Source organism: Streptomyces sp. SLBN-118, from assembly GCF_006715635.1.
In the GTDB taxonomy this organism is placed as follows: domain Bacteria; phylum Actinomycetota; class Actinomycetes; order Streptomycetales; family Streptomycetaceae; genus Streptomyces.
In genome coordinates this window covers 579,163-601,633 of sequence record NZ_VFNP01000001.1, presented here as the reverse complement: position 1 = coordinate 601,633, position 22,471 = coordinate 579,163, and the positions used below count along the sequence as shown (strand labels likewise).

Below are 22,471 nucleotides of genomic sequence, written 5' to 3'. Positions count from 1 at the left end.
TCCTTCGTCCAGTCCATGTGTTGGTGAAAGGCAGGGTATCCAATGCGTGGGTTTCCCCGAGGACTTGGAAAGCGGACGTCAGCGTTCTGTCAGCCGGGGGACCCCGCGTCAGCGGAGTGACACGTTCGGAGGGCGAAGCTCGGAGGAGTCCCATTGGGACGTGGTGCGGTTCGTGCCCTGCTCCGCCGGGCTCGCCGCTGCGGGAAGCGGAACCGGAATCGACGGGCCCGTGCGGAGACCTCTTAGACAGTGCTCAAAAAATTCCAGGCAGCTCTGTGCCGGTGGGTTGTGCGTGTGCTTCACTGTTGCCAGACCTAAACGGGGCCCAAAGCGGGGGGCCGGGGGATGTGCAGGGGGGCTTTTCGTTTTCTCATCGCTACTGTGGTGCCCTGATGTAAAAGGGTCCCGGGCGATTTCGGCGGGGTAGAGATCTCCATCAGTCATTGTTGGCGCGCGAGCGGGTCGTTTTTTTGACGATCCGCCGGACGGGCCTACCATAAAAACGGGGAAAGGTCATGGAGTCAGCAAAGGGCGAGACCCGGGGCAGAGGGAATCCGGGGTCTCCGCACTTACCGTCGATTGTTTCCGATGACGGCGTGCGGTGGGTCGACTTCCGTAAGACCTTAAGGCCCCGCTTCGGGATTGTGTGGCGCGATATCGGTCTTTGCTATCTGTTCCTGGCCGTCGGCGTCCTCGCCGCCGCCCTCGCGTCGCAGGTGTGGCCCGGATGGGCGGCGGGCGCGCTCGTCGTGCCGGCGGCCTGCTGGACCGGGTTCTGGCTCCACTCGCTGTTCCTGTTCGGTCACGAGGCGGCGCACTCCAACCTGGCACCGCGCCGTAAGACCAACGACCGGCTGGGCGACTGGTTCGTGTGGCTCCTCTACGGCTCCACCACGGTCAACTACCGCCATACGCATATGGCCCACCATGCGCACCTCGGCGATCACGACGACACGGAAACCACCTATCACCTGTGCCTTTCCGTGCTGAACATGCTCAAGGCGGTCACCGGCATCCATGTGCTGGAGGTGTTGCTGCGCAAGCAGCGGATCGGTGAGACCCGCAGGAAGTCCAGCCGTACGTCCAGCGGACTGCTGGCCTCGCTGCGCTCCTTCGCCGTCCACGCGGCGATCGTGGCCGGGCTCCTCCTCGCAGGCTTTCAACTCGGCGCGCTGACCTGGGTCGTGGCCGTCGGGGCCGTGTTCCCGCTGCTGGCGACGGTGCGGACGATCGTCGAGCACCGGCACCTCGAAGCCCCGTGTGACGTCGACTTCTCCGTCGAGCTGCACGGGCCGGTGAACCGGCTGTTCGGGACGGGCCTGGTGTCACGCACCTTCGGCTCGGCCGGTTTTAACCAGCACCTGCTGCACCACTGGGACCCGGCCATCTCCTACACACGTTTCGCGGAGATGGAGCAGTTCTTTTCCCGTACCCCGCTTGCCGCGGATATGGAGGCCAGCCGCACCGGATACGGCGCGGCCGTCAGGACGCTGATATTGGAGGCCCGTCGTGGCTAAGACGTTGATGGCTTGCCCAATTTGCGGGGAAACCGCGGTCGAGTTGTTCGCCAAGGCGTACGACAAGGAATACTTCACCAGCGACGAGGAATACCACTACGCGCTATGCCCGTCCTGCACCGCCGTTTACCTGGACTCGCCGCCGGCGGACCGTCTCGACGAGATCTACCCCACCAATTACTATTCCTATGGCGGGATCGGGGAGTCGACCACTTTCACGGAGCGCATCAAGGAACGCCTCGACGGTCGAATGCTCGCGAAGGTACTCAAGGGAATTCCCGGCGAAAAGCTGCGGGTGCTCGACGTCGGCGGGGGTTCCGGCTGGCTGCTCAGCACCGTGCGCAAGGTGGATCAGCGGGTGGTGGAGACCCACGAGGTCGACCTCCAGGCCGCGGCCGCGCCGCTGGCCGAGGCGGCCGGCCATGTCTACCACTGCATGCCCATCGAGGAGTTCGCCTCTGACGAGCCGTTCGATCTCATCCTGATGATGAGCATCATCGAGCACGTGCCCGACCCGCGGAAGGTCATGGCCGGGATGGCCGGCCTCCTGTCGGAGAACGGTGTGCTGCTGATGAAGACCCCCAACACCGCCACCGTCGACGCCCGTATCTTCCGGCACCGTAACTGGGGCGGACTGCACTGCCCACGGCACTTCGTGCTGTTCACGGAGCCCGGGCTCGACAAACTCGGCTCCCAGGTGGGGCTCGCCAAGTCCGACAGCTACTACACCCAGGGCGCCCCCCAGTGGGCGATCAGTGTGATGGCGTGGCTCAGCGACCGTGGCTGGATCAAGGTCACCCCCCAGAAGCCCGCCTATATGAACTGGGTGTACGAGCCGCTCACCGCGTTCTTCGCCGGCGTCGACTTCCTGCGCGCCAGGTTCGCCCCGACCGCGCAGATGATGATCAGTTTCAAACGAGCCCGCTGATGACTGAGGCCGTCAGAAATGACCATGACCATAGGGACCGTAGGGAAGACATGAGCCGGAAACTCGACGAGCACCTGACCGACGCGGCCGACAGCGTGGACCTCAGCTTCGTCATCCCCATGTACAACGAGGCGGACATCGCCCGCGAGGCCGTGGAGCGGGCGGTGAAGGTAGGCAAGAACTGGGGCCGCTCCTTCGAGGTGCTCGCGGTCGATGACGGCAGCACGGACGCGACCCCGCGCATCCTCGCCGAACTGCGTGCCACGACGCCGGAGTTCCGCTGGGTGCAACTGCGCCCCAACTGCGGTCAGCCCGCGTCGAGCAAGGCCGGCATGATCGCCGCGCGCGGCGCGATGGTGTGTGTACTCGACGCCGACATGCAGACCCCACCCGAGGTGGTGGCACAGCTGGTCGCCGCGCTGGAGCAGGCGGGACCCGAGATCGCCGCGGTGTTCGGTGTGACATCCACCCGCAAACGCGACGACCCGACGCGGCTGCTGGTGGGACAGGCGGTCTTCTACTTCCTGGAGACCAGGTTCGGCAGGCATCCGATCCCGCACGGCGCCAGCTCGTTCTTCGTCATGCGCCAGGACGTCGCCCGCAGACTGGGTCATCTGACGTTCACCAAGGGCAACGTCGGCGCGATCATGGCCGCGCTGGGGCTCGACATGGACACGGTCACCTACGTCAAGCCCAAGAGCTACCGCGACGATTCCCGACTGGGCCTGAAGGGCCATGTCGAGGAGGCGGTGGGGTCGCTTGCGCTCACCGGAGTGCTGACCCGGTTCGGCGTGACGGGCGGGGCGCTCGCCGCGCTTGCGGGTGTCCGGTCCCGCTCGCGGTGGTTCCGGGTGGCTGCCACGGCAGCGGCGGTGGCCTCGCTCGGATCCGTCGCCGCCGCGGAACTGTTCAACAGGCGCTCGCTGCAGGTCGCAACCACAGACCTGCCGATCTTCGAAGGCGAAGCCGCAGTCGCGGAGCAGGTCTGAACACGGCCTGCCCGTGCAGGCCTGAACACCCGCCTGCCTACGCAGGTCTGAACACCAGCCCGTCCAGGTCGGACAGTGCCTTCGGCACGTCCTGAGCCGAATGCTGCCACAACGGATTACGACGAAAGGAGGGGAACGTGCGAGTCGCGGCTATCGGGCAGGGATACGTGGGTTTGCCGCTTTCCATCGCCATAGCGTCCTCCGGCCACACCTTGTACGCGGTCGAGATCGATCCGGTCCGGTTCGAATCACTGCGGGCGTGCCGGTCGTACATCGTCGACGTCACCGACGAGGAACTGCGCAGGGAGACCGAGAACGAGCGCTATGTGCCGATGGCGAACCTGGCCGAGGTGCCGGAGGTCGATGTCTATCTGATCTCCACGCCCACTCCGCTGACCGACGACAAGCGGCCCGATCTCACCTACGTCGACCGGGCGTTGGCGCAGGTCGCCTCGGTCGCCAGGCCGGGTGCGCTGATCGTGGTCGAGTCGACGGTCTACCCCGGCGCGATACGTCAGCACGTCGCGCCGCTCTTCGAGCGGCTCTCCGGTCTGAAGTCGGGCGTCGACGTGTTCTTCGCCTACAGCCCCGACCGGGTGGACCCCGGCCGTGACGCGGTGCTGTGTGATGTGCCCAAGCTGGTCTCCGGCCTCGACGACCAGGCCCTCGAAGCGATCCGCACCTTCTACGGAACGGTCTTCAAGGAGGTCGTTCCGGTCTCCAGCTGTGAGGTGGCCGAGTTCACCAAGCTCCTTGAGAACACCTTCCGTTATCTGAACATCGCCTTCGTCAACGAGCTGAGCAAGGCGACGTCTGCGATGAACATCAGCCTGCGCGAGGTGATCTCCGCCGCGTCGACCAAGCCGTTCGGGTTCATGCCGTTCCACCACGGGCCCGGCGTCGGCGGGCACTGCCTGCCCAACAATGTGCACTACCTCAACCACGCGCTGGGCTCGGCGGGACACAAGAGCCATCTGCTCAACGCGGCTGCCGAGATCAACGAGTCGATGCCGCGCCATGTGATGCAGCGGCTGGCCGCGTCGCTGCGGCGGCAGGGCAAGAGCCTGCAGGGCGCGACCGTGCTCATCCTCGGTGTCGCGTTCAAGTCCGGGGTGGCGGACTCGCGCAACTCTCCCGCCTTCGCGATCGGCGCCGAACTGGTCAGCATGGGCACCACCGTCAAGGTCACCGACCCGTGGCTCGGCATCGACATGGACTCCGACACGTTCAAGGCCGTCGAGTTGACCGCGGACGAGTGCCGCCACGCCGACGCCGTGGTGCTGGTGACCGACCATGAGGAGATCGACTACGAGACGGTGCTCGCCTCGTCGAACCTGATCTTCGACTGCCGGGGCATGCTCAACGCGGCGGAGGTCGAGCAGCTGTGAGCCGCGCACCGGCGACCCTGCGGCTGACGTTCGACGGGCTGCGCCGCAGCCAGATCGAGACGCGCTGGGCCCGCGAGCTCGGCGGTCTCGAGGCCTACGTCTTCGACGGCGGCGACATCGCCGACGAGGACCAGTGGCAGGTGCTGAGCCAGAACCTGCGCCACGCGTTCGATGTCGGCGCGCGGCGGCTGACCCTGCACTTCCCGACCGAGAACGCGGACTGGGTCGCCGACAAGGGCGTCTTCGGCCGGCTGCGCCGCTTCTGCGACCTTGCCGCAGAGGTCGGTGCGCTGGGTGTCGTGCTGCACGCGAACCAGTTCGTGTCGCTGGCCGACTGGGCCACGTTCGACCTGCCGGGGGCGCGGGCGCGGGTGGTGGAGAGGGTCGCCGAGCTCGACGCGTACCTGGGCGACTCGCCGATCTGGATCGGCATGGAGAACATGCCCGTCATCGGCGCGCAGGGCATCGACTTCGACTCCGTCTTCGTGCGGCCGGCGGACTTCGCCCCGCTCGCCGAGCTCGGCTCGCAGCGCGTCGGGGTCACTTGGGACGTCTGCCACTGGGCCGTGTCGTACTCGACGCTGACCGCGGTGGCGCGGCTGGAACAACGCGCCGAGCCGGTGGGGCCGTTCGAGCTGCCGTCACTGCCGGTCAAGCACCTGCACTTCGCTTCGTTCTCCGGGCACGCCATGCCGACCTGGCCGGACCAGTGCCTCGAAGGCGTACCGCCGCAGCACGGCGACATCGCGCAAGACCTGCTCGCCGGCATGCTCGCCGCCGCACTCGACGCGGCAGCGGCCGGGGGCGGCGAGGTCGGAGTCGTCTTCGAGGTGCAGGAAGACGACTACGAGGACCGGAAGAACTGCTGGGCGACCTACGAATGGCTGGCCTCGGTCCCCGAACTGGCCGCGCGGGTCGACTGTACGAGGAGGGGCGATGTCTGAGCCCGATCTTCCGTACGCCCGGCCCCACTGGGACGCCGAGGAAGCCGTCGCCCTGATGGCGGCCCTGGAGTCCGGGTTCTGGACCAACGGCAGCCAGGTGGTGCGGTTCGAGGAGGAGCTGAAGCGGATCACCGGCGCGCCCACGGTCACCATGGCCAGCGGAACCAGTGCGATCTTCGCACTCCTGCACACGCTGGGGCGCTCGGTGTCCGGGCCGAAACTGCTGGTGTCGCCGACACTGAACTTCGCCGCGGGCCCGGCGTCTGCCCGGCTGCTCGGCTGGGACGTCGCGCTGTGCGATGTGAGCGCCGACGACCTCACCCTCTGCCCGGCGAGCCTCGGTGACCTGCTGGAGCGCGTACACGGCGACTACGCCAGGATCGTCGTGCTGCCGGTGCACTACGCCGGCCACTGCGCCGACATGGCCGCGCTGTCGGCGCAGTGCGAGCGCTACGGCGCGGACCTGGTCGAGGACGCCTGCCACGCGGTCGGCGGCTCCTACGACGGCGTGCTGCCGGTCGGGTCGTGGCCGACCTCGGTCGCCGCGTACTTCAGCTTCCACCCGACCAAGCCGATCGCCGCGGGCGAGGGCGGCGCGGTGAGCACGGCCGACCCGCACCTGCTGCACGAGCTGCGCCTGGTACGCAACCACAACATGTCGGCCGTCGACGCACACACCGACGACCACGGACCGTGGCCGTACTCGATCACGGTGCCCGGCATGAACCTGCGCCTGTCGGAGTTCAATGCCGCCGTCGGGGCGGTGCAGGCCGGCAGGGTCGAGGAGTCCCGGCTGGAGCGTGCCCGGCTGGTGGCGCGCTACCAGGACGCGCTGCACGGGCTGCCGTTCGTACGAGCCGTACCAGAGCGGCAACGCGCCGGATCCGCACACCACTTGTTCCCCGTCGTGTTCGACGTCGAGGGCCTCGGCATGTCGAAGAAGGACCTGCTGGGCACCTTCTTCTGCTGGGGGATCCGCTGCCAGGTGCACTACACCCCGCTGCACCGGCTGCCCGCCTTCGCCGGCATCGCGCCCCTGCTGAGGACGTCGTTCACCGCCGTCGACGCCGTCTTTCCGGGACTGGTCTCGCTGCCGCTGTGGCGCGGGATGACGGACGGCGACTGCGACCGCGTCATCGGCGTCGTCACCGAGATCGTGCACCGATCCACTCGAGCAATGGGAAGATCATGAGCGAACAGCACACTGGTCCGCGCACTCTGATCACCGGCGGATTCGGCTTCCTGGCGACCTGGGTCGCAGCCGGTCTGGTCCGGTCGGGCCACCGAGTGGTCCTGGTCGACAACCGGGAGCCCGGCGGCACACCGATCTGGCTGTCCGGGCTGCTGGACGACCCCGCGGTGGAGACCGGCAGGGCCGACATAACCGAGCGAGGGTCGCTCGATCAGTTCGGCGAGGTCGACTACGTCGTACACGCCGCGGCACTGCTCGGGGTGAACAAGGTGCGCAACGCGCCCCGTGAAACCCTGCGCGTCAACATCGACGGCACCGCGGTCGCCCTGGACTACGCCGCGCGCATGCCGGGGCTGCGCCGCTTCCTGCTGCTGAGCACCAGCGAGGTGTACGGCAGCGACGCCAAGGACGCAGAGGAGAGCGAGTGGCTGTCGGTGCGGACCGGCGACCCGCGCTGGGGCTACGCGGTCAGCAAGGTCACGGCGGAGTCGATGACCGCGGCCTATGGCACCGAGGACAAGCTGCCGTTCGCGATCGTGCGGCCGTTCAATGTCTACGGCCCGCTGCGGACCGGCGCGTACGCGGTCGGAATCCTGGCCGCGCAGGCGGTGGCCGGGCAGCCGATCACCGTACACGGCGACGGATCGCAGTCGCGGGCCTGGTGCCACGCGGAGGACTTCGCCGCCGGCCTGATCCGCTGCCTGCACGCGCCGGAGGCCATCGGTGAGGCCTTCAACATCGGTGACGACACCAACGACCTGACGGTGGCCGAACTGGCCAGGCTGACGGGGGACTTGAGCGGCACCGACGCCCGGATCCAGCAGATCCCGCACACCGGCCCCGACATCCAGTCGCGCAGGCCCGACCTGACCAAGGCCCGCAAGCTGCTGGGCTACGAGCCGGTGCGCGACTTCGAGGCGGGACTGAGGGAGACGATCGAGTGGGTCCGCGGCGGCTCGGGGCAACTGCCGTTGCGTCTGGAGCGCACTGACTGGCCGCAGTGGACCGCCGACGGGGCGGGTGTCCGGTAGCCGTGATCCATGACCAGGCAGAGATGTCCGACCTGTGGTACGCGCCCGTGCCGCGCCGCCCGGTCGGCTACCTCCACCCGTCCCGCATGACGGCGGGCCGCGTCGCCGCGACTGCGCGCGCGGCGGCCCGGCCGCGGCACGCGCGGACGGGCCTCGCCGCCCGGCTGCGCGAGCATGCGGGACGGAACCGGTGTGTCCTCACCTCGACCGGGCGCGCCGCGCTCGAACTCGCGGTGCGGCAGACCGGTGCTGCCGAGGTCGTGCTGTCCACCTTCAACTGCCCCGCCGTGGCGGACGCCGTACTCGCGGCGGGCGCGCGACCGGTGCTGGTCGACCTCGACCACGTCCAGGGTGCCGCGTTCACCTCGGTGGACCTCGACGGTCGTGCGGTGGTGCTGACCAACGCACTCGGCCTGGACGAGTGGAGGGCACACGCGGCGCAGATCCATGAGCGCGGAGGCACAGTGGTGCTCGACCTGGCGCAGGCGAGCGTCGCGCCCAGGGTGCTGCGCCGGTTCCGGGAGGCTGCCTGTCCGATCGTGCTCAGTTTCGGCGAGGGCAAGCCACTGGGCGGAGTCGGCGGCGGCGCTCTGCTCACCTCGGTGTCTCTCTCCTCGGCGCCGGTCGCCGGTGCCGCCGGGCCGCGGCGGCGCGGTGAACTGGCTCCGCTGCGGCGGGCCGTGGCTGAGCGGATCGTGGCGCACGCACCGGGCTTCGTACGGGCCGCGGTCCAGCGCGCGCAGTCGCGCACACCCGGCTGGTCGAACACCAAGGCCGACCACCTGCCCACCGAGGCGGGTCAGGTCACCCAGGGCGAGGCGTCCCGCTGGGAGGTCGCGTCGGCTGCTGCTCTGCTACGGACCGCATCCTCCGTCGCGGACGAGGCCGCGCTCACCCATGAGCGTGTCCGCTCCGCTGTCGTCGGCGAGCTGACCACCTGTCAGCCGGTGGCCGCCGACCCCGATTTGGGGCCGGGAATCGAGCTGGTGTTCCGGCGTCCCGGGCAGCGATTTCTCTTCGCGCGGGCGCTGGCCGAGGGCGGCGTCCCGAGCACGTGGAACTACTACCCCCTGCACAGGCTGGCTCCGTACGCCGCCTTCGCAGCGGGATCGATGGCCGGAGCCGATGCGCTGTGGCCGCGAGTGCTGACCGTGGCCAAGCAGCCGCAGCCGCGACTCACGGCGCAGTTCCTGGTGGAGGCGATGGTCGCGGCCGACCGTTCGGTGCGGGAACAGGAGGCGGGTCGTGACTGATCTCCGTGAGCGCACTGCCGCGTCGGTGCTGTCGGAGTCCGCATGGGACGCCCGGCTGGCAGCCGCGCGTGCCGAACTGCCCTTCGCGCGGCGGTGCTGGCTCACGCTCGGTCTTGCGGACTCGCCGGACCTGCGCTTCGTGCCGACAGCGGTGCGGTGGGGGCACTCGGGTGAGCTGTTGTTGCCGCTGTGCGTATCCGGCCGGCGGGCGCAGATCGGCTGCTACGGCTACGGATCGGTGGCCGTGTCCGCCGACTGGCAGGGAGAGCTGCCCGGCTTCGCCGAGCTTGCCGAGGTCGTGTGCCGTGACCACGCTCTGACGGAACTGTCCACTCTGCTCCCTCCGGCCGCCGCTTCGTCCGGCCTGGAACGGCAGTTGGGGCACTGGCCCGCGCGGCCCGGCAGGAACACCTTCCTCCTCGACCTCACCGAGGGCGCGGACGCGGTGTGGAAGGCAGCCAAGGGCAGCTCCCGCACAGCCGTCCGGAGGGCGGGCGCGCTCGGCCTCGTGGCATCGGTCGCGCTGCCCGCGCACGGGGACGACCTGCTCAGGCTGCACCGGCAGACCCTGGGACGCAACGGCGTCGGATCCGCCTACAACGCATCGGACATTGCCTTCCTCCTCGACGGCGACCAGACAGTCACCACCGTCGTCGCCAACGGCGACGCGGTCCTTGCCGCGTCGGTGTTCGCGGTGGGTGCGGCGGGGGCGTACCACCTCATGCAGCTGACCTCAGAGCACGGGCGCAAGGCCAACGCCGGCCATCTGGCCTTCTGGTCCGCCCTGACAGCACTGGCCGACCGCGGTATCGGCACGGTCGACCTCGGCGCGGCGGCCGGCGACGGGCAGGAGAAGTTCAAGGCGGGCTGGGGCGCGCTGGCCGCGGCGACCCGTCTCGTCCACTGGCCGTACGGGGAGGCGCGATGATCATCAGCGCGCACCAGCCCGCCTACCTGCCGTGGCTGGGCTACTTCGCCAAGATCGCCGCCTCCGACCTGTTCGTGCTGCACGACCGCAGCCGGATCGGCCGGCGGAACATGCTCAACCGCAACAAGATCGGCGGTCCCGGCGGCGAACAGCTCCTGACCATTCCGCTCTCGCACGAGGACCTGCGGGCCGAGCGGCCGATCGACGAGGTGCGGCTGGTCGACGACGGCTGGCGGCGCAGGCACTGGAAGGCCATTCAGATGGCCTACCGGCGGGCGCCCTACTTCAGGCTGCACGCCGAGTTCCTGGAGACCTACTACGCCACCGAGTTCGCCACGCTCAACGAGGTGTGCCTGCCGTTCATCGACTACTGCCTCGAACAGCTCAAGATCGACTGCCCGGTGCACCGGATCTCGACGCTGCAACTGCCCGAGTTCGACCGCCAGACCATCATCCCGCTGCTGTGCCGGAAGTACGGCGCCGACGCGTTCATCGCGGGGCCGCAGGCGACGAACTACCTGGACACCACGGGCCTGGACGCCATCCGGATCGAGTACTTCCACTACGCGCACCCGGAGTACCCGCAGGGGCGCGACGGCTTCCAGTCGCACCTGTCCGTACTCGACCTGTTGATGCACTGCGGGCCGGAGAGCGCCGACATCGTCAGGGGGACCCCGTCATGAGCACCGTGCTCGCCGTCGTCGCGCATCCCGACGACGAGGTGATCGGCCCCGGCGGCACGCTGGCCAAGCACGCCAAGGCCGGCGACGAGGTACACGTACTGATCCTCGCCGAGGGCAAGACGTCGCGGGCCGACGACCCCGATCCCGAGGCCAGCGCGGCACTGTCGGCACAGGAGACGGCAGCGTCCTGCGCGGTCCTGGGGAGCACCGGCGTGCACCGGCTCGACCTCGCCGACAACCAGCTCGACACCTACCCCCTGCTCATCCTGGCCCAGCAGATCGGCGCCGTCGTCGAACGGCTCGCCCCGCACACCGTCTACACCCACCACAGCGGCGACCTCAACATCGACCACGAACTGACCACCCGTGCCTGCATGATCGCGTGCCGGCCGCACGCGAGCCCGGTGCGCTGGCTGCTCGGCTTCTCCACCCTGTCGGCCACCGACGCGGGTTACGCAGGCCGCGAACCGTTCGTGCCCGCTCTCTACAGCGACATCACCGACACGCTGGCGAACAAGCTCGACGCCATGCGCTGCTACGCGTCGGAACTGCGGGACTTTCCGCACCCGCGCTCGCTCAAAGCCATCGGCCTGCAGGCCGAACTGTTCGGCGCGCACGCGAACACCGCCGCGGCGGAGGCGTTCAGCGTGCTGCGCGGGACCTGGGACACACACATCAGCCAGTCGAAGGAGGTGTGACCGCTCGTGACCGGTCACGTGGTGCTGCCGGCGCCAACGAAGGTGAAGACCCATCCGTTCATGGTGTGGGGGGAGCGCGTCGAGCCCGACAACGACCCCCGCGTACTGGAGTTCCCCAACGGCGCCAGGGCCGCGGTCCCGCGGCTGACCCGGGCGCTCGTCGATCGGCTGCACAACCCGCCGACCGACCTCGCCGAGACCCCGCTGCAGGAGATTGTTGCCTACCTCAACCGGATCGGGCACCTGTGGAACAACGAGGAGTACGCGCGCCGCAGGCTCTACGTCCGTGAGCTGAAGCGGATGCACGGCTACTCCCAGCAGATGGCCGACGCCGAGGCCGACCTGATCTCGGCGACGCTGCGCGCCCACGCACAGCTGCACGACATGGTGGCCGTCGAGCTCGGCCACCGGCAGATCATGGACCGCTGGATCCCCCGCGAGGACGCCGAGGTGCGCGCCTATCCGCGCGGCCGCAGCGTGCACATCCTGCCGGGCAATGTCCCGTACTCGACCACGGTCTCGCTGATCCGCGCGCTGCTGACCAAGAACACCTCGGTGCTCAAGTACGCCGCGGGCGAGCCGGCCACCGCCGTCGTACTCGCTCAGAGCTTCACCGACATCGACCCCAATCACCCGGTGACCAGGTCGGTGAGCGCGGTGTTCTGGGAGCGCGACAGCGACCTGGGCAAGGAGATCCTCGGCAGCGCCGACGTGATCTGCGCCTGGGGCGGTGCCGAGGCGGTGCAGGTTGCCTACCGGAACTGCTCGTCCGAGGCGATCGTGGTGCCCTACGGCCCGCGGCGCAGCTTCACCGTCGTCGGCAAGGACGCGGACATGGCACGGGCGACCCGCGGCATCGCGCACGACGCGTCGATGTACGAGCAGCGTGCCTGCTTCTCCACCCACCAGGTGTTCACCGACGCCGACCCCGAGGAGTTCGCCGACCGGCTGCAGGCCGAGCTGGTGCGCTACGAGGACATGCTGCCGCGTACCTCGGTCACCGCCGACGAGGCCGCGCAGGCGTCCATGGAGGTCGCCGCGCAGCAGTTCCTCGGGCAGCGCGTCCGTACCGGCTCCTGGGGATCGATCCTGATCACCGACCCGGCCACCGTCACTGAACTCCCCAGCGCCCGGACGGTGTTCGTGCACCCGGTCGCCGACCTGGCCGAGGTGTCGAAGTGGGTCGACCCGACGGTGCAGACCATCGGCCTGGCGCCGTGGTCCCTGCACGAACAGCTGCGGCACGAGCTGGCCCGGCGCGGCGCGTGCCGGTTCGTCGAGGCGGGACTGTCGCCGTTCTTCCGGCTCGGCGGCTCCCACGACGGCCTCCAGCCGCTGCAGATGATGACCCGGATGGTCTCGGTGGAGGCCCCGCGGCTCAACTACGGCAAGGGAATGGTCGTGCCGATCGACCAGTCCGAGTTCCTGGAGCACCGCCGCCTGCGCGACCTGCTCATGTGAGGGGCCGCGGCAAGCGCCCGACGCCCGAAGTTTCCCGACCGAATAACCCAAGACGAATAACACAGAGGAGAATTCTGATGGACGTAGGCGTGATGCTGACGACGGCCCACCCCGACCACTGGTCGGAGACCGAGGTCTTCGACTACTCGATGGACTTCGCCGTCGAGGCCGACAAGATCGGCTACCAGTCGGCCTGGCTGCTCGAGCACCACTTCACCCGCTACGGCCTGTGCCCGAACACGCTGACCATGGCGGGCTATGTGCTGGGACAGACCAAGCAGATCAAGGTCGGCACCGCGGTGGTCATCCTGCCGCTCGACCACCCGATCCGCATCGCCGAGCAGACCAACATGCTCGACCAGCTCAGCCACGGCCGGTTCATCCTCGGTGTGGGCCGCGGGTACTTCCCGAAGGACTTCGAGGCCTTCGGCGTGGACCCGGCCAAGTCCCACATCCTGCAGACCGAGTACGTCGACATCATCCGCAGCATCTGGGAGACCGGCAGCGCCAAGTGGGAGGGCCAGGAGATAACGCTGCCCGACGTGACGCCGTTCCCCACCCAGTACACCAAGCCGACCCCGCCGCTGTACGGCGTGGGCCAGTCGCCGTCGACGATCGAGTGGGCGGCCTCGCGCGGCATTCCGCTGATCATGCCGGCCATCGGCGCGTACGAGGCGATGCGCTCGATCATCGACCTCTACAACGAGACCGCCGAGAGCCACGGCATCGACCCGACCACCGTGCCGCACGCCCTGTGCACCGTCGCCCATGTCGCCGAGACCACCCAGAAGGCGCATGACGAGATCTGGAAGCACATGTGCTGGTGGGAGCAGGAGCACGACGACGCCGCGTTCACCATGGAGCAGCTGCAGAAGCTCCCGAACTACCGGTTCCAGTACGGCGAATGGCAGGCAGCGGCGCTGCGCGGTGACCGCACCAACGCCGACTTCACCAACTACATGCTGGAAAACAGCATCGTCGGCAGCGTCGAGGAGTGCGTGGACCGCCTCGGCCGGACCATGGAGGTCACCGGCGTGCGCAACTTCCAGCTCGGCGTCGAGGCCACCCTCAACCGCGACCGGATCCTGGAGAACATGAACATGTTCGCCGAGGAAGTCCTTCCCCGTATCGGCTGGAAGCCGAGCGCGGTCTCGTGATGACGACGCACATCGACGCCGGGCCGCGGTCGTCCATCGCGCTCACCGGCACCGAGTTCGCCGAACTCGACCGGTTGATCTTCGAGGACGACGACTGGTGGGCGATGCCGAGCGCCGACCAGGCCGCGCTGCGGCACCGGTTCATCACCGCGGCGGTGGCGCACCACCTGGAGCACAACGCGGACTACCGGGCCTTCGCCGAGTCGAGCGGGTCCACGCTCGCCGACCTCGGCGCCCCCGGGAGCCTGGAGCGGGTGCCTCAGTTCCCGACCCGGATGTTCAAGCGCGTCGAGGTACGCAGCGTCCCCGCGGCGGACTGCGACGTGTTCAAGTCCAGCGGTACCAGCGGCACGCAGAGCATGGTCTGGCGAGACGAACCGTCGCTGGAGCGGCTGGCCGGCTCACTGCGTCCCGAGGGCGACATCTGGCGCACCCTCTACGGCGACATCGACCTCGACGACGACGGCCAGATGATCCACCTCGGGCCGAACCGTCGCGAGGCGGACGGCGTGTGGATCAGCTACATCATGACGCTCGTCGAGATGTTCGCCTCCACTCGCTCCTATGTCGCCGACGGTGTGCTGCGCCTGCGCGACGTCGTACGCGACCTGGAAAGCGCGCTGGCCGACGGGAAGTTCGTGTGCGTGGCCGGTCCGCCGGTCTTCACGGCGGAACTGCTGCGCCACATGTCGGACAACAGCATCAAGCTGTCCGCGGGCGACCGGATGGCGGTGATCACCGGCGGCGGCTGGAAGAAGAACGAGTCCACCAAACTCGACCCGGACCGGCTGCGGTCACTCGCCATGGACACCTTCGGCCTGGCATCGGAACAGCAGGTACGCGACGTGTTCAACCAGGTCGAGCTGAACACGGCGTTCATCGAGTGCGAGCACCACCGCAAGCATGTGCCGCCGTGGGTCGAGGTGATCGTGCGCGACCCACGCGACCTGACCCCGGTTTCGGCCGGGCAGGTCGGCCTGATGTCGTACCTGGACCCGACGGCGCGCAGCTACCCGTGCTTCCTGCTGGCGGAGGACTTCGGATCCGCCGAGACCGACAACTGCCCGTGCGGGCGGGCCGGCACCACGGTTCACATCGACCGCAGGATGCGCACCTCCAGCCACCACGGCTGTGCCCTGCGCCTCGCCGAGACGGTGCGGACCGACTGACGGGCAACAGGACAGACAAGCAACAGATCACACAGGAGGGGGAGCCATGTCGACAGAGTGTTTCGACGTGACTACGAACAACGGCCGGACCGTGGCCGTATGGCGCGACAGCCCGTCGGACAATGCCGGCACCGGGCCGATCGTCGTCATGGCGCCGGGATTCGGCCAGCGGATGCGCAGCTCCGGGGTGCTCGCGCTGATGCTGGTCTACAACGGCGCAACGGTCTACCGGTTCGACGCGCTCGACCACGTCGGGATCAGCGACGGCGAGATCGTCGACTATTCCGTCACCGAGCTGATGCAGGCCCTCACGGCGGTGGTCGACAACGTGCGCAAGCGCGAGGGTGTGGAGACCGTCTCGATGGTCGCCACCAGCCTCTCCGCGCTGCCGGTACTGCAGTTCGCGGCCGCCAACAAGTGCGCCGACAACATCGCTCTGATGCTGGGCGTCGTCAACGGCCGGCAGACCCTGCTCAAGGTGCTCGACGTCGACTACCTGGACTGGGAGCTGGACGACCTGCCCGCCCGGGTGCACATCGACAAGCACTCCGTGGACCCGCGGCCGATCGTCAGCGAGACCCGGGTCGTCAACTGGTGGGAAATGTCGGCCACCGTCGATGCGCTGTCCCAGCTCACCATCCCGGTGCGCAACTTCGTCGCCGCCGACGACGACTGGGTGGACATCGCCGACGTACGCACCGCGTTCGGGGCCGCCGACATCGACCAGAGCAATGTCATCGAGGTCGCGGTGTCCGGGCACGCGCTGCTGCGCAACCCGGTGGCGCTCAAGCAACTGCTGATGGACGTGACCCGCAGCCTGATCGGCGGAGACGACGACCCGGTCATGCCGAGCTTCGAGGAGATCGTCGCGCTGCGCGGCTCGGAGCGCGAGCTCGAACGCCACCATGTGGCCACCCGCGAGGGCGGCCGGGCAGAACCCACGGAGTAGGTGCGATGAGCGTGGAACCGGCAACTCACGGCCAGGGCGAGACGGCGGCCGACCCGGGGGACTCGACCCTGATGAACGCCACGTACAGCGGCGTCTACGGCGAGATCTACCGCACGCACTGGTGGTGGCGGGCCCGGGAGCACCAGGTGCTGCACTACGTCGGCAAACACGGCCGGTGGGCCGGCCGCCGGGCGAAGGTCCTCGACGTCGGCTGCGGCGACGGGTTCATCTGGCGGCGGCTCGAACCCTTCGGCGACGTCGAGGGGATCGAGCCGGACCGGGTACTCGTGGCCCCCGATTCGCCGGTACGCGACCGCATCGAGGTCGCGGACTTCGTGCAGGGGCGGCCGCGCGGCGACGACCACGACCTGGTGCTGATGCTCGATGTGCTCGAGCACATCGACGACCAGGACGCGGCGCTGCGCCGGGTGGCGTCCCTGCTCGGCCCCGACGGCCGGGGCGTGATCACGGTCCCCGCGCTCATGGCGCTGTGGAGCGAGTTCGACGAACTCAGCGGCCACTTCCGGCGCTACACCCGCACCTCCTTGCGGGCGGCGCTGGAGGGCGCCGGCCTGAGGGTGCTGGAGCTGCGCTACTACTACGCGTGGACAGTGGTGCCGCTGTTCCTGCGCAGGATGCTCTTCAAGGCGGACGCCTCGGAGCACAGCCACTTCGTGAAGGCGCCCGCGCAGCCGGTCAACCGGCTGATGTACGGGCTGAGCCGCATCGATCACTGGCTCACCCGCCGGCTGCCCGCGCCTGCCGGCAGCTCCCTCATCGCGGTGGTCGCACGGACTCCGTGACGGGCCCCAACCAACACTCTTAAGGAATGTGACATGTCGGAACATCGTGCGCGGTGGTCCCGCCGCGTCCTGGGGCTGATCGCCGCGGGCAGCACTCTGGCCCTCGCGGTGGTCGTGCCCACTCTGGCCGATGCCCACGAGGCGAGTGCCGAATCGACGGCGGAGATCGGCTGGGCCGACTGCGGTGAGGGCTCGGTGCCCGGCGCCCAGTGTGCGCAGATGGAGGTGCCGCTGGACTGGACGAAGCCGGACGGGAAGAAGATCACCCTGGCTCTGTCGAAGCTGCCCGCGCTGGATCAGGACAACAAGATCGGTCCGCTGCTGTTCAACCCGGGCGGCCCCGGCGGCTCCGGCATGGGGGCGGTGGCCTACAGCGACCTGCTCGCCGTCGCGCCCGAATTCGCGCCGCTGCGCCAGCGGTTCGACCTGATCGGGTTCGACCCGCGCGGTGTCGGCCAGAGCACGCCGATCGCCTGCCCCAAGCCGCTGCACGACTCCGCGGTCAGTACGTTCCCGCGCAGCCGGGCCGCCTTCGAGCAACTCAAGCAGTTCAACAAGGCAGCGGGGCAGGCCTGTCGCGAGGCGACGGGACCGCTGATCGACCACGTCGACACTGCCAGTGTCGTCTCCGACGTCGAAGCCCTGCGCAAGGCACTCGGCGCACAGAAGATCTCCTGGCTGGGCCTGTCCTACGGCACCGAGATCGGCTCGCTCTACGCCCAGCGCCACCCGGACCGGGTGCGGACGATGGTGCTCGACGGAGTCGTCGACCACAGCCTGCAAACCCGCACGGCCGCGCTCGACGAGGCCCGGGCCACGGAGAAGGCACTGCGGCGCTTCGCCGACTGGTGCAAGACCGATGAGCAGTGCGCCCTGCGCGGCGCCGACGTGATCGCCACGTACGACAGCGTCATGACCGCGGCGCGGACCTCGGGCATCCCGGCGTCGAACCTCGGACGCAAGGCCAACGCCGAGGAACTCGCCAACGGCGCGTACACGTTCCTGACCCAGCCGTCGGCCTGGCCGCTCCTGTCGGGTGCGCTCGCGGCCGCCGCGGGCCTGGCCGGGGACGCCGACGCCACGGGCCTGGTCACCCCCGCGTCGTTCCTGCAGCCGGAGTACAAGGCGTACCGGACCGTGGGCTGCCACGACTTCGCGCCGAACACCCGCGGATTCGTCGACATGGCCGTGCAGTCCGCCCGCCTGCGCTCGGCGGCCCCGCACACCTGGCGCTACTCGGAGTTCTGGGACTGGACGAGCGGCTGCCTGGGCTGGCCGGTGCCCGCCGCCAACCAGCCCGCCCCGCTGGAGGTCCACGGCGCACCGCCCGTGCTGCTGGTCAACACCCGCTACGACGCGGCGACTCCGTACCCATGGGCGCAGCGCCTCGCGGCGAAGATCGAGGGCAGCCGGCTGCTCACCGTCGAGGGCGACGGGCACACCGGCATCCTCAACTCCGCCTGCGCGCGCGGCCACGAGGCCCAGTACCTGGTGACCGGAAAGACGCCCGCGGCGGGCACGACCTGCGCGACCTCGAAGTCGGCCGCAGTCGCCAAGGCGATCACCAGCGGCGGACTTCGGTGACCGGGACCCCCGGCGCTCCCTCCGCCCAAGACGCCGAGGCCGCTGCCGGTCAAGGCACCGTGGGCAAAGCCACGTACGAGGAGTGGCTCGGCCTGGTCGTGATCGTGCTGTGCTGCGTCCTTGTGGCGATGGACATCAGCGTGCTGTTCTACGCGGTGCCCTTCGTCTCGGCCGATCTCACCCCCAGCACCACCGAGGTGCTGTGGGTGATGGACATCTACGGATTCCTGCTGGCGGGCCTGCTGATCACCATGGGAGCGCTGGGGGACCGGATCGGGCGGCGCAAGCTGCTGCTGTTCGGCGCGGCGGGCTTCGGCGTCGCATCCGTCCTCGCCGCCTACTCCAGCAGTCCCGGGCTGCTCATCGCCAGCCGGGCACTGCTGGGGGTCGCGGGCGCGACGTTGGCGCCCTCGACGCTGTCGCTGATCCGCAACATGTTCCACGACGAGGGGCAGCGCCGCACGGCGATCGGATTGTGGACCGCGGGCTTCGCCGCGGGCGCGATGCTCGGCCCGATCACGGCGGGCGTGCTGCTGGAGCGATTCTGGTGGGGCTCGGTGTTCCTCATCAATGTGCCGGTCATGATCCTGGTGATCGTGCTCGGCCCGATCCTGCTGCCGGAGTTCCGCAGCCCCAGCCCGGAACGGTTCGACCTGTTCAGCGCGGCCCTCTCGCTGGCGGCGGTGCTGCCGGTCGTCTACGGGGCCAAGAGGTTCGCCGAGGGACACCACGACTGGAAGTCGATTGCGGCGGTCGTCGCCGGACTCGCCGTCGGCGCGCTGTTCATCCGGCGGCAGCGCCGCTCGCGCGACCCGCTCATCGACACCAAGCTCTTCCGCGACCGCGCGTTCAGCACCGCCATCGTCACCACCACGGTGGTGCAGTTCGCGATGCTCGGCATGATGATGCTCAGCTCGCAGTACGCACTGTCCGTGCTGGGCCTGCGGCCGTTCGTCGCCTCGATGTGGCAACTGCCCGCCATCGCCACGCTGTTCCTCGGGCTCACGCTGGCGGGCGTCCTGGCCAAGCGGGTCCGGCCCGCGTTCATTGTCTGCACCGGACTCACGGTCGCCGCTGCGGGCTTCGCGGTGATGAGCCTGGTGACCGCGGACAGCGGGCTGGCCCTCATCGTCGTCGGCAGCAGCATCATGACCTCCGGCGTGGGCATGGTCGTGCTGCTGGCCACCGACGTCGTGGTCGCGAGCGCCCCGCCGGAGCGCGCGGGGTCGGCGTCGGCGCTGTCGGAGACCAGCAACGAGTTCGGCGGCGCCATCGGCATCGCGATGCTCGGCAGCATCGCGCTGACGGTGTACCGGCGCGAGGTCGAGGACGTCATCCCTCCCGGCCTTCCGGCCACGGCGGACGAGGCCACCCGCGGCACGCTCCAGGCGGCGATGGAGGTCGCCAAGTCCCTGCCGGACCCGGCAGGCGCGGCGCTCAAGCAGGGCAGCATCGAGGCGTTCACCGACGGGTTGCAGATCGCGGTGCTCACCGGGTCGGCGATCCTGCTGGTCGTCGCCGCCGCTGCGGCGATCGCCCTGCGGCCCGTACGTATCGACGCGCAACAGGTGGGGGAGTGACACCCGTGACCATCCAAGGGGCGGCCCTGCGCACGGCACTGCGGCCGTACGCCTCGGGAATCGCGGTCCTCACCGCAGCAGACTCCGCGGGCCCCGCGGGAGTGACCATCACCTCGCTGACCTCGATCAGCACGGAACCCGCGCTCGTCTCCTTCGCCCTGGCCGACACCTCCTCCACCTGGCGGCGGATCAAGGACAGCCAGTGGTTCGGGATCCAGATCCTGGCCGGCGACCAGCTGGACCTGGCCCAGCGGTTCGCCACCCCGGGCACCGACCGCTTCGCCCCACCCACCCGCTGGCACACCGGCCCCCACGGCGTCCCCCTCGTCGAGGGCTGCCTGTCCTGGCTGGTCTGCTCCCGCTACGACCAGATCAGACTGGGCGACCACCACTTGGTCGTCGGCGCGGTGGACTACGCGGAGGTCGGGGCGGGCGGGGACAGCCTCGTCCATCTCCACGGGGCACTGCAGCCGGTCGCCTCCGTCGCCCTGACCCAGGCGAGCGTCGACTAGCGGGGTCCCTGCCCGACACGATCGGCTGTCACAACGAGCGCGCGTATGGCCCTCAGGGGGTGCCCGGACCGCGGCTGCCATCTTTTCCCGTCACGGCACTATGAACTGATACGCCCCCTCGCTACCCTCCGCGCATGATTTCCACGGTTGTCTGGGGTACCGGCAATGTCGGTCGTGCGGCGATCCGTGCCGTCGTGGCCCACCCTTCGCTGAAACTCGCCGCCGTACTCGTCCACAACCCCGACAAGGTCGGCCGCGACGCGGGCCAACTCGCCGGACTCACCGAGGAGTTAGGGGTCGCGTGCACTGACGACATCGACGCGGTACTGGCCGCCGGTCCCTGCGCGGTGGTGTACGCGGCGTCCGGCGACATCCGTCCCGACGAGGCCCACGCGGACATCATCAGCGCGATCCGGGCCGGAGCCGTGGTTGTCACCCCGGCGCTGTATGGGCTCTACGACCAGCGCAACGCTCCGCCTGAGCTCAGGGAACCGGTGCTGGCCGCCGTCGCAGAGGGCGGAGGCTCGCTGTTCGTCTCCGGCGTCGACCCCGGCTGGGGCAACGATGTCCTGCCCTTGCTGATCAGCGGGCTCGGCTCCACCGTGGACGTCATCCGCTGTCAGGAGATCTTCGACTACTCCACGTACGAACAGGAAGAGTCGGTCCGGGACCTGGTCGGGATGGGGCGGCCCATGGACTACGAGCCGCTGATGCTCGCGCCGTGCATCCCGACCATGGTGTGGGGCGGGCAGATACGCCTGATGGCCCGGGCCCTCGGCGTCGAACTCGACGAGATCCGCGAGACCATGGCCCGGCGCCCGCTCGACGCCACGGTGAGCACCAGGACGATGGGGGAGTTCGAGGCGGGCACCCAGGGCGCGGTGCGGTTCGAGGTGCAGGGCATCGTCGGGGGCGAACCCCGCATCGTCATCGAGCACGTCACCCGCATCCACCCCTCCTGCGCACCGGACTGGCCGACACCGCCGGACGGCGCCGGGGCACACCGGGTGATCATCGAGGGCCGCCCGCGCATCGAGGTGACGGTCGAGGCGACCGACGAGGGCGAGAACCGGTCCGCGGGCGGGAACGCCACCGCGGTCGGACGGCTGGTGAGCGCCATCGACTGGCTCGTGGACGCGGAACCCGGCCTCTACGACGCGCTCGACGTCCCGCTGCGCCCCGCAGTCGGCAAGCTCGGAAGGAGACAACGATGAACATCGAGATCCCCGAGGGCCAGGAGCCAATCGGGTATGTGTGGGGCGAGATGGTCCCCGGCATAGGGATGGCCGCCGCGAACTTCTCGCTCGCGGTGTACGAGCACACGACCCTGGGACTGCGCGAGTTCGAGGCCGCGCGGCTGCGGATCGCACAGATCAACGGGTGTCTCTTCTGCCTCGACTGGCGGACGGACCGGGACGGACACAAGGTCGAGGAGGAGTTCGCCGACGCCGTGACCCAGTGGCGCACCACCGACGCCTTCGACGACCGCACCCGGCTGGCCGCGGAGTACGCCGAGCGGTACGCCCTGGATCACCACGGCCTCGACGACGAGTTCTGGACTCGGATGACCGCGCACTACAGCCAGCGGGAGATCGTGGAGCTGAGCATGAGCATCGGCTCCTGGCTGGCGTTCGGTCGGCTCAACCATGTGCTGGGCCTGGACGCCGTGTGCGTACTGCCGGGGAACTGACGCGTTGGCGGCGAA

At 69.2% G+C, this 22,471-nt stretch carries 21 protein-coding genes; all 21 read left to right on the top strand.

All coding sequences use genetic code 11. From position 1 onward, the window contains the following. Positions 1-644 precede the first annotated feature (644 nt). Positions 645-1,517 (top strand): fatty acid desaturase, encoded by an 873-nt coding sequence (locus FBY35_RS02840; protein ID WP_160159211.1) that lies wholly within the window; start codon positions 645-647, stop codon positions 1,515-1,517. Continuing rightward, the gene (locus FBY35_RS02835) at positions 1,510-2,445 is read left to right on the top strand and encodes a bifunctional 2-polyprenyl-6-hydroxyphenol methylase/3-demethylubiquinol 3-O-methyltransferase UbiG (RefSeq protein WP_142212253.1); all 936 of its coding nucleotides are present in this window, start codon (positions 1,510-1,512) and stop codon (positions 2,443-2,445) included. Before FBY35_RS02840 ends, FBY35_RS02835 begins: the two co-directional genes overlap by 8 nt. Before the next feature lie 50 nt (positions 2,446-2,495). Then, on the top strand, positions 2,496-3,434 hold the full coding sequence (locus tag FBY35_RS02830) for a glycosyltransferase (protein ID WP_160159210.1): 939 nt from the start codon (positions 2,496-2,498) through the stop codon (positions 3,432-3,434). A gap of 137 nt (positions 3,435-3,571) precedes the next feature. Further along, positions 3,572-4,822 (top strand): nucleotide sugar dehydrogenase, encoded by a 1,251-nt coding sequence (locus FBY35_RS02825; protein WP_142212251.1) that lies wholly within the window; start codon positions 3,572-3,574, stop codon positions 4,820-4,822. Next, positions 4,819-5,766 carry a TIM barrel protein gene (locus FBY35_RS02820; RefSeq protein WP_142212250.1) on the top strand — a complete coding sequence of 316 codons (948 nt, stop codon included), beginning with the start codon at positions 4,819-4,821 and terminating at the stop codon, positions 5,764-5,766. Before FBY35_RS02825 ends, FBY35_RS02820 begins: the two co-directional genes overlap by 4 nt. Further along, complete coding sequence (locus FBY35_RS02815; RefSeq protein ID WP_142212249.1) at positions 5,759-6,958, top strand: DegT/DnrJ/EryC1/StrS aminotransferase family protein; 1,200 nt, start codon at positions 5,759-5,761, stop codon at positions 6,956-6,958. Before FBY35_RS02820 ends, FBY35_RS02815 begins: the two co-directional genes overlap by 8 nt. Then, positions 6,955-7,989: an NAD(P)-dependent oxidoreductase gene (locus FBY35_RS02810; protein WP_142212248.1), complete on the top strand. Its 1,035-nt coding sequence runs from the start codon at positions 6,955-6,957 to the stop codon at positions 7,987-7,989. Before FBY35_RS02815 ends, FBY35_RS02810 begins: the two co-directional genes overlap by 4 nt. 2 nt (positions 7,990-7,991) lie before the next feature. Further along, positions 7,992-9,242: a DegT/DnrJ/EryC1/StrS family aminotransferase gene (locus tag FBY35_RS02805; protein ID WP_142212247.1), complete on the top strand. Its 1,251-nt coding sequence runs from the start codon at positions 7,992-7,994 to the stop codon at positions 9,240-9,242. After that, the gene (locus FBY35_RS02800) at positions 9,235-10,170 is read left to right on the top strand and encodes a GNAT family N-acetyltransferase (RefSeq protein WP_142212246.1); all 936 of its coding nucleotides are present in this window, start codon (positions 9,235-9,237) and stop codon (positions 10,168-10,170) included. Before FBY35_RS02805 ends, FBY35_RS02800 begins: the two co-directional genes overlap by 8 nt. Beyond that, positions 10,167-10,853 carry a WbqC family protein gene (locus tag FBY35_RS02795; RefSeq protein ID WP_142212245.1) on the top strand — a complete coding sequence of 229 codons (687 nt, stop codon included), beginning with the start codon at positions 10,167-10,169 and terminating at the stop codon, positions 10,851-10,853. Before FBY35_RS02800 ends, FBY35_RS02795 begins: the two co-directional genes overlap by 4 nt. Then, positions 10,850-11,551, top strand: coding sequence for a PIG-L deacetylase family protein (locus FBY35_RS02790; protein ID WP_142212244.1), 702 nt, complete (start codon positions 10,850-10,852; stop codon positions 11,549-11,551). Before FBY35_RS02795 ends, FBY35_RS02790 begins: the two co-directional genes overlap by 4 nt. A 6-nt stretch (positions 11,552-11,557) precedes the next feature. After that, a complete protein-coding gene (locus FBY35_RS02785) occupies positions 11,558-13,012 on the top strand; it encodes an aldehyde dehydrogenase family protein (protein ID WP_142212243.1) in 1,455 nt (484 codons plus the stop codon). A gap of 77 nt (positions 13,013-13,089) precedes the next feature. Then, positions 13,090-14,169, top strand: coding sequence for an LLM class flavin-dependent oxidoreductase (locus FBY35_RS02780; RefSeq protein WP_142212242.1), 1,080 nt, complete (start codon positions 13,090-13,092; stop codon positions 14,167-14,169). Further along, positions 14,169-15,338, top strand: a complete 1,170-nt coding sequence (locus FBY35_RS02775; protein WP_142212241.1) for an acyl-protein synthetase LuxE — start codon at positions 14,169-14,171, stop codon at positions 15,336-15,338. The genes FBY35_RS02780 and FBY35_RS02775 overlap by 1 nt, the downstream gene beginning before the upstream one ends. 67 nt (positions 15,339-15,405) lie before the next feature. Beyond that, on the top strand, positions 15,406-16,287 hold the full coding sequence (locus FBY35_RS02770) for a hypothetical protein (protein ID WP_160159209.1): 882 nt from the start codon (positions 15,406-15,408) through the stop codon (positions 16,285-16,287). A gap of 5 nt (positions 16,288-16,292) precedes the next feature. Continuing rightward, positions 16,293-17,090: a class I SAM-dependent methyltransferase gene (locus FBY35_RS02765; protein WP_142212239.1), complete on the top strand. Its 798-nt coding sequence runs from the start codon at positions 16,293-16,295 to the stop codon at positions 17,088-17,090. A gap of 33 nt (positions 17,091-17,123) precedes the next feature. Beyond that, positions 17,124-18,674, top strand: coding sequence for an alpha/beta hydrolase (locus FBY35_RS02760; RefSeq protein WP_142212238.1), 1,551 nt, complete (start codon positions 17,124-17,126; stop codon positions 18,672-18,674). Positions 18,675-18,733: 59 nt separating this feature from the next. After that, positions 18,734-20,254: an MFS transporter gene (locus tag FBY35_RS02755; protein ID WP_260848482.1), complete on the top strand. Its 1,521-nt coding sequence runs from the start codon at positions 18,734-18,736 to the stop codon at positions 20,252-20,254. Between the two features lie 5 nt (positions 20,255-20,259). Beyond that, complete coding sequence (locus FBY35_RS02750) at positions 20,260-20,766, top strand: flavin reductase family protein (RefSeq protein WP_160159208.1); 507 nt, start codon at positions 20,260-20,262, stop codon at positions 20,764-20,766. Between the two features lie 134 nt (positions 20,767-20,900). Next, positions 20,901-21,980: a dihydrodipicolinate reductase gene (locus tag FBY35_RS02745; protein WP_142212236.1), complete on the top strand. Its 1,080-nt coding sequence runs from the start codon at positions 20,901-20,903 to the stop codon at positions 21,978-21,980. Further along, entirely contained in the window at positions 21,977-22,456 is a 480-nt protein-coding gene (locus tag FBY35_RS02740) for a carboxymuconolactone decarboxylase family protein (RefSeq protein ID WP_142212235.1), read from the top strand. The genes FBY35_RS02745 and FBY35_RS02740 overlap by 4 nt, the downstream gene beginning before the upstream one ends. Positions 22,457-22,471: the final 15 nt, after the last annotated feature.

Bases quoted from the DNA above. Each gene is read 5' to 3' on its own strand.
- FBY35_RS02780 (WP_142212242.1), top strand. From the start codon at position 13,090: ATGGACGTAGGCGTGATGCTGACGACGGCCCACCCCGACCACTGGTCG.
- FBY35_RS02815 (WP_142212249.1), top strand. From the start codon at position 5,759: ATGTCTGAGCCCGATCTTCCGTACGCCCGGCCCCACTGGGACGCCGAG.
- FBY35_RS02810 (WP_142212248.1), top strand. From the start codon at position 6,955: ATGAGCGAACAGCACACTGGTCCGCGCACTCTGATCACCGGCGGATTC.
- FBY35_RS02745 (WP_142212236.1), top strand. From the start codon at position 20,901: ATGATTTCCACGGTTGTCTGGGGTACCGGCAATGTCGGTCGTGCGGCG.
- FBY35_RS02775 (WP_142212241.1), top strand. From the start codon at position 14,169: ATGACGACGCACATCGACGCCGGGCCGCGGTCGTCCATCGCGCTCACC.
- FBY35_RS02740 (WP_142212235.1), top strand. From the start codon at position 21,977: ATGAACATCGAGATCCCCGAGGGCCAGGAGCCAATCGGGTATGTGTGG.
- FBY35_RS02760 (WP_142212238.1), top strand. From the start codon at position 17,124: ATGTCGGAACATCGTGCGCGGTGGTCCCGCCGCGTCCTGGGGCTGATC.
- FBY35_RS02830 (WP_160159210.1), top strand. From the start codon at position 2,496: ATGAGCCGGAAACTCGACGAGCACCTGACCGACGCGGCCGACAGCGTG.
- FBY35_RS02765 (WP_142212239.1), top strand. From the start codon at position 16,293: ATGAGCGTGGAACCGGCAACTCACGGCCAGGGCGAGACGGCGGCCGAC.
- FBY35_RS02790 (WP_142212244.1), top strand. From the start codon at position 10,850: ATGAGCACCGTGCTCGCCGTCGTCGCGCATCCCGACGACGAGGTGATC.
- FBY35_RS02795 (WP_142212245.1), top strand. From the start codon at position 10,167: ATGATCATCAGCGCGCACCAGCCCGCCTACCTGCCGTGGCTGGGCTAC.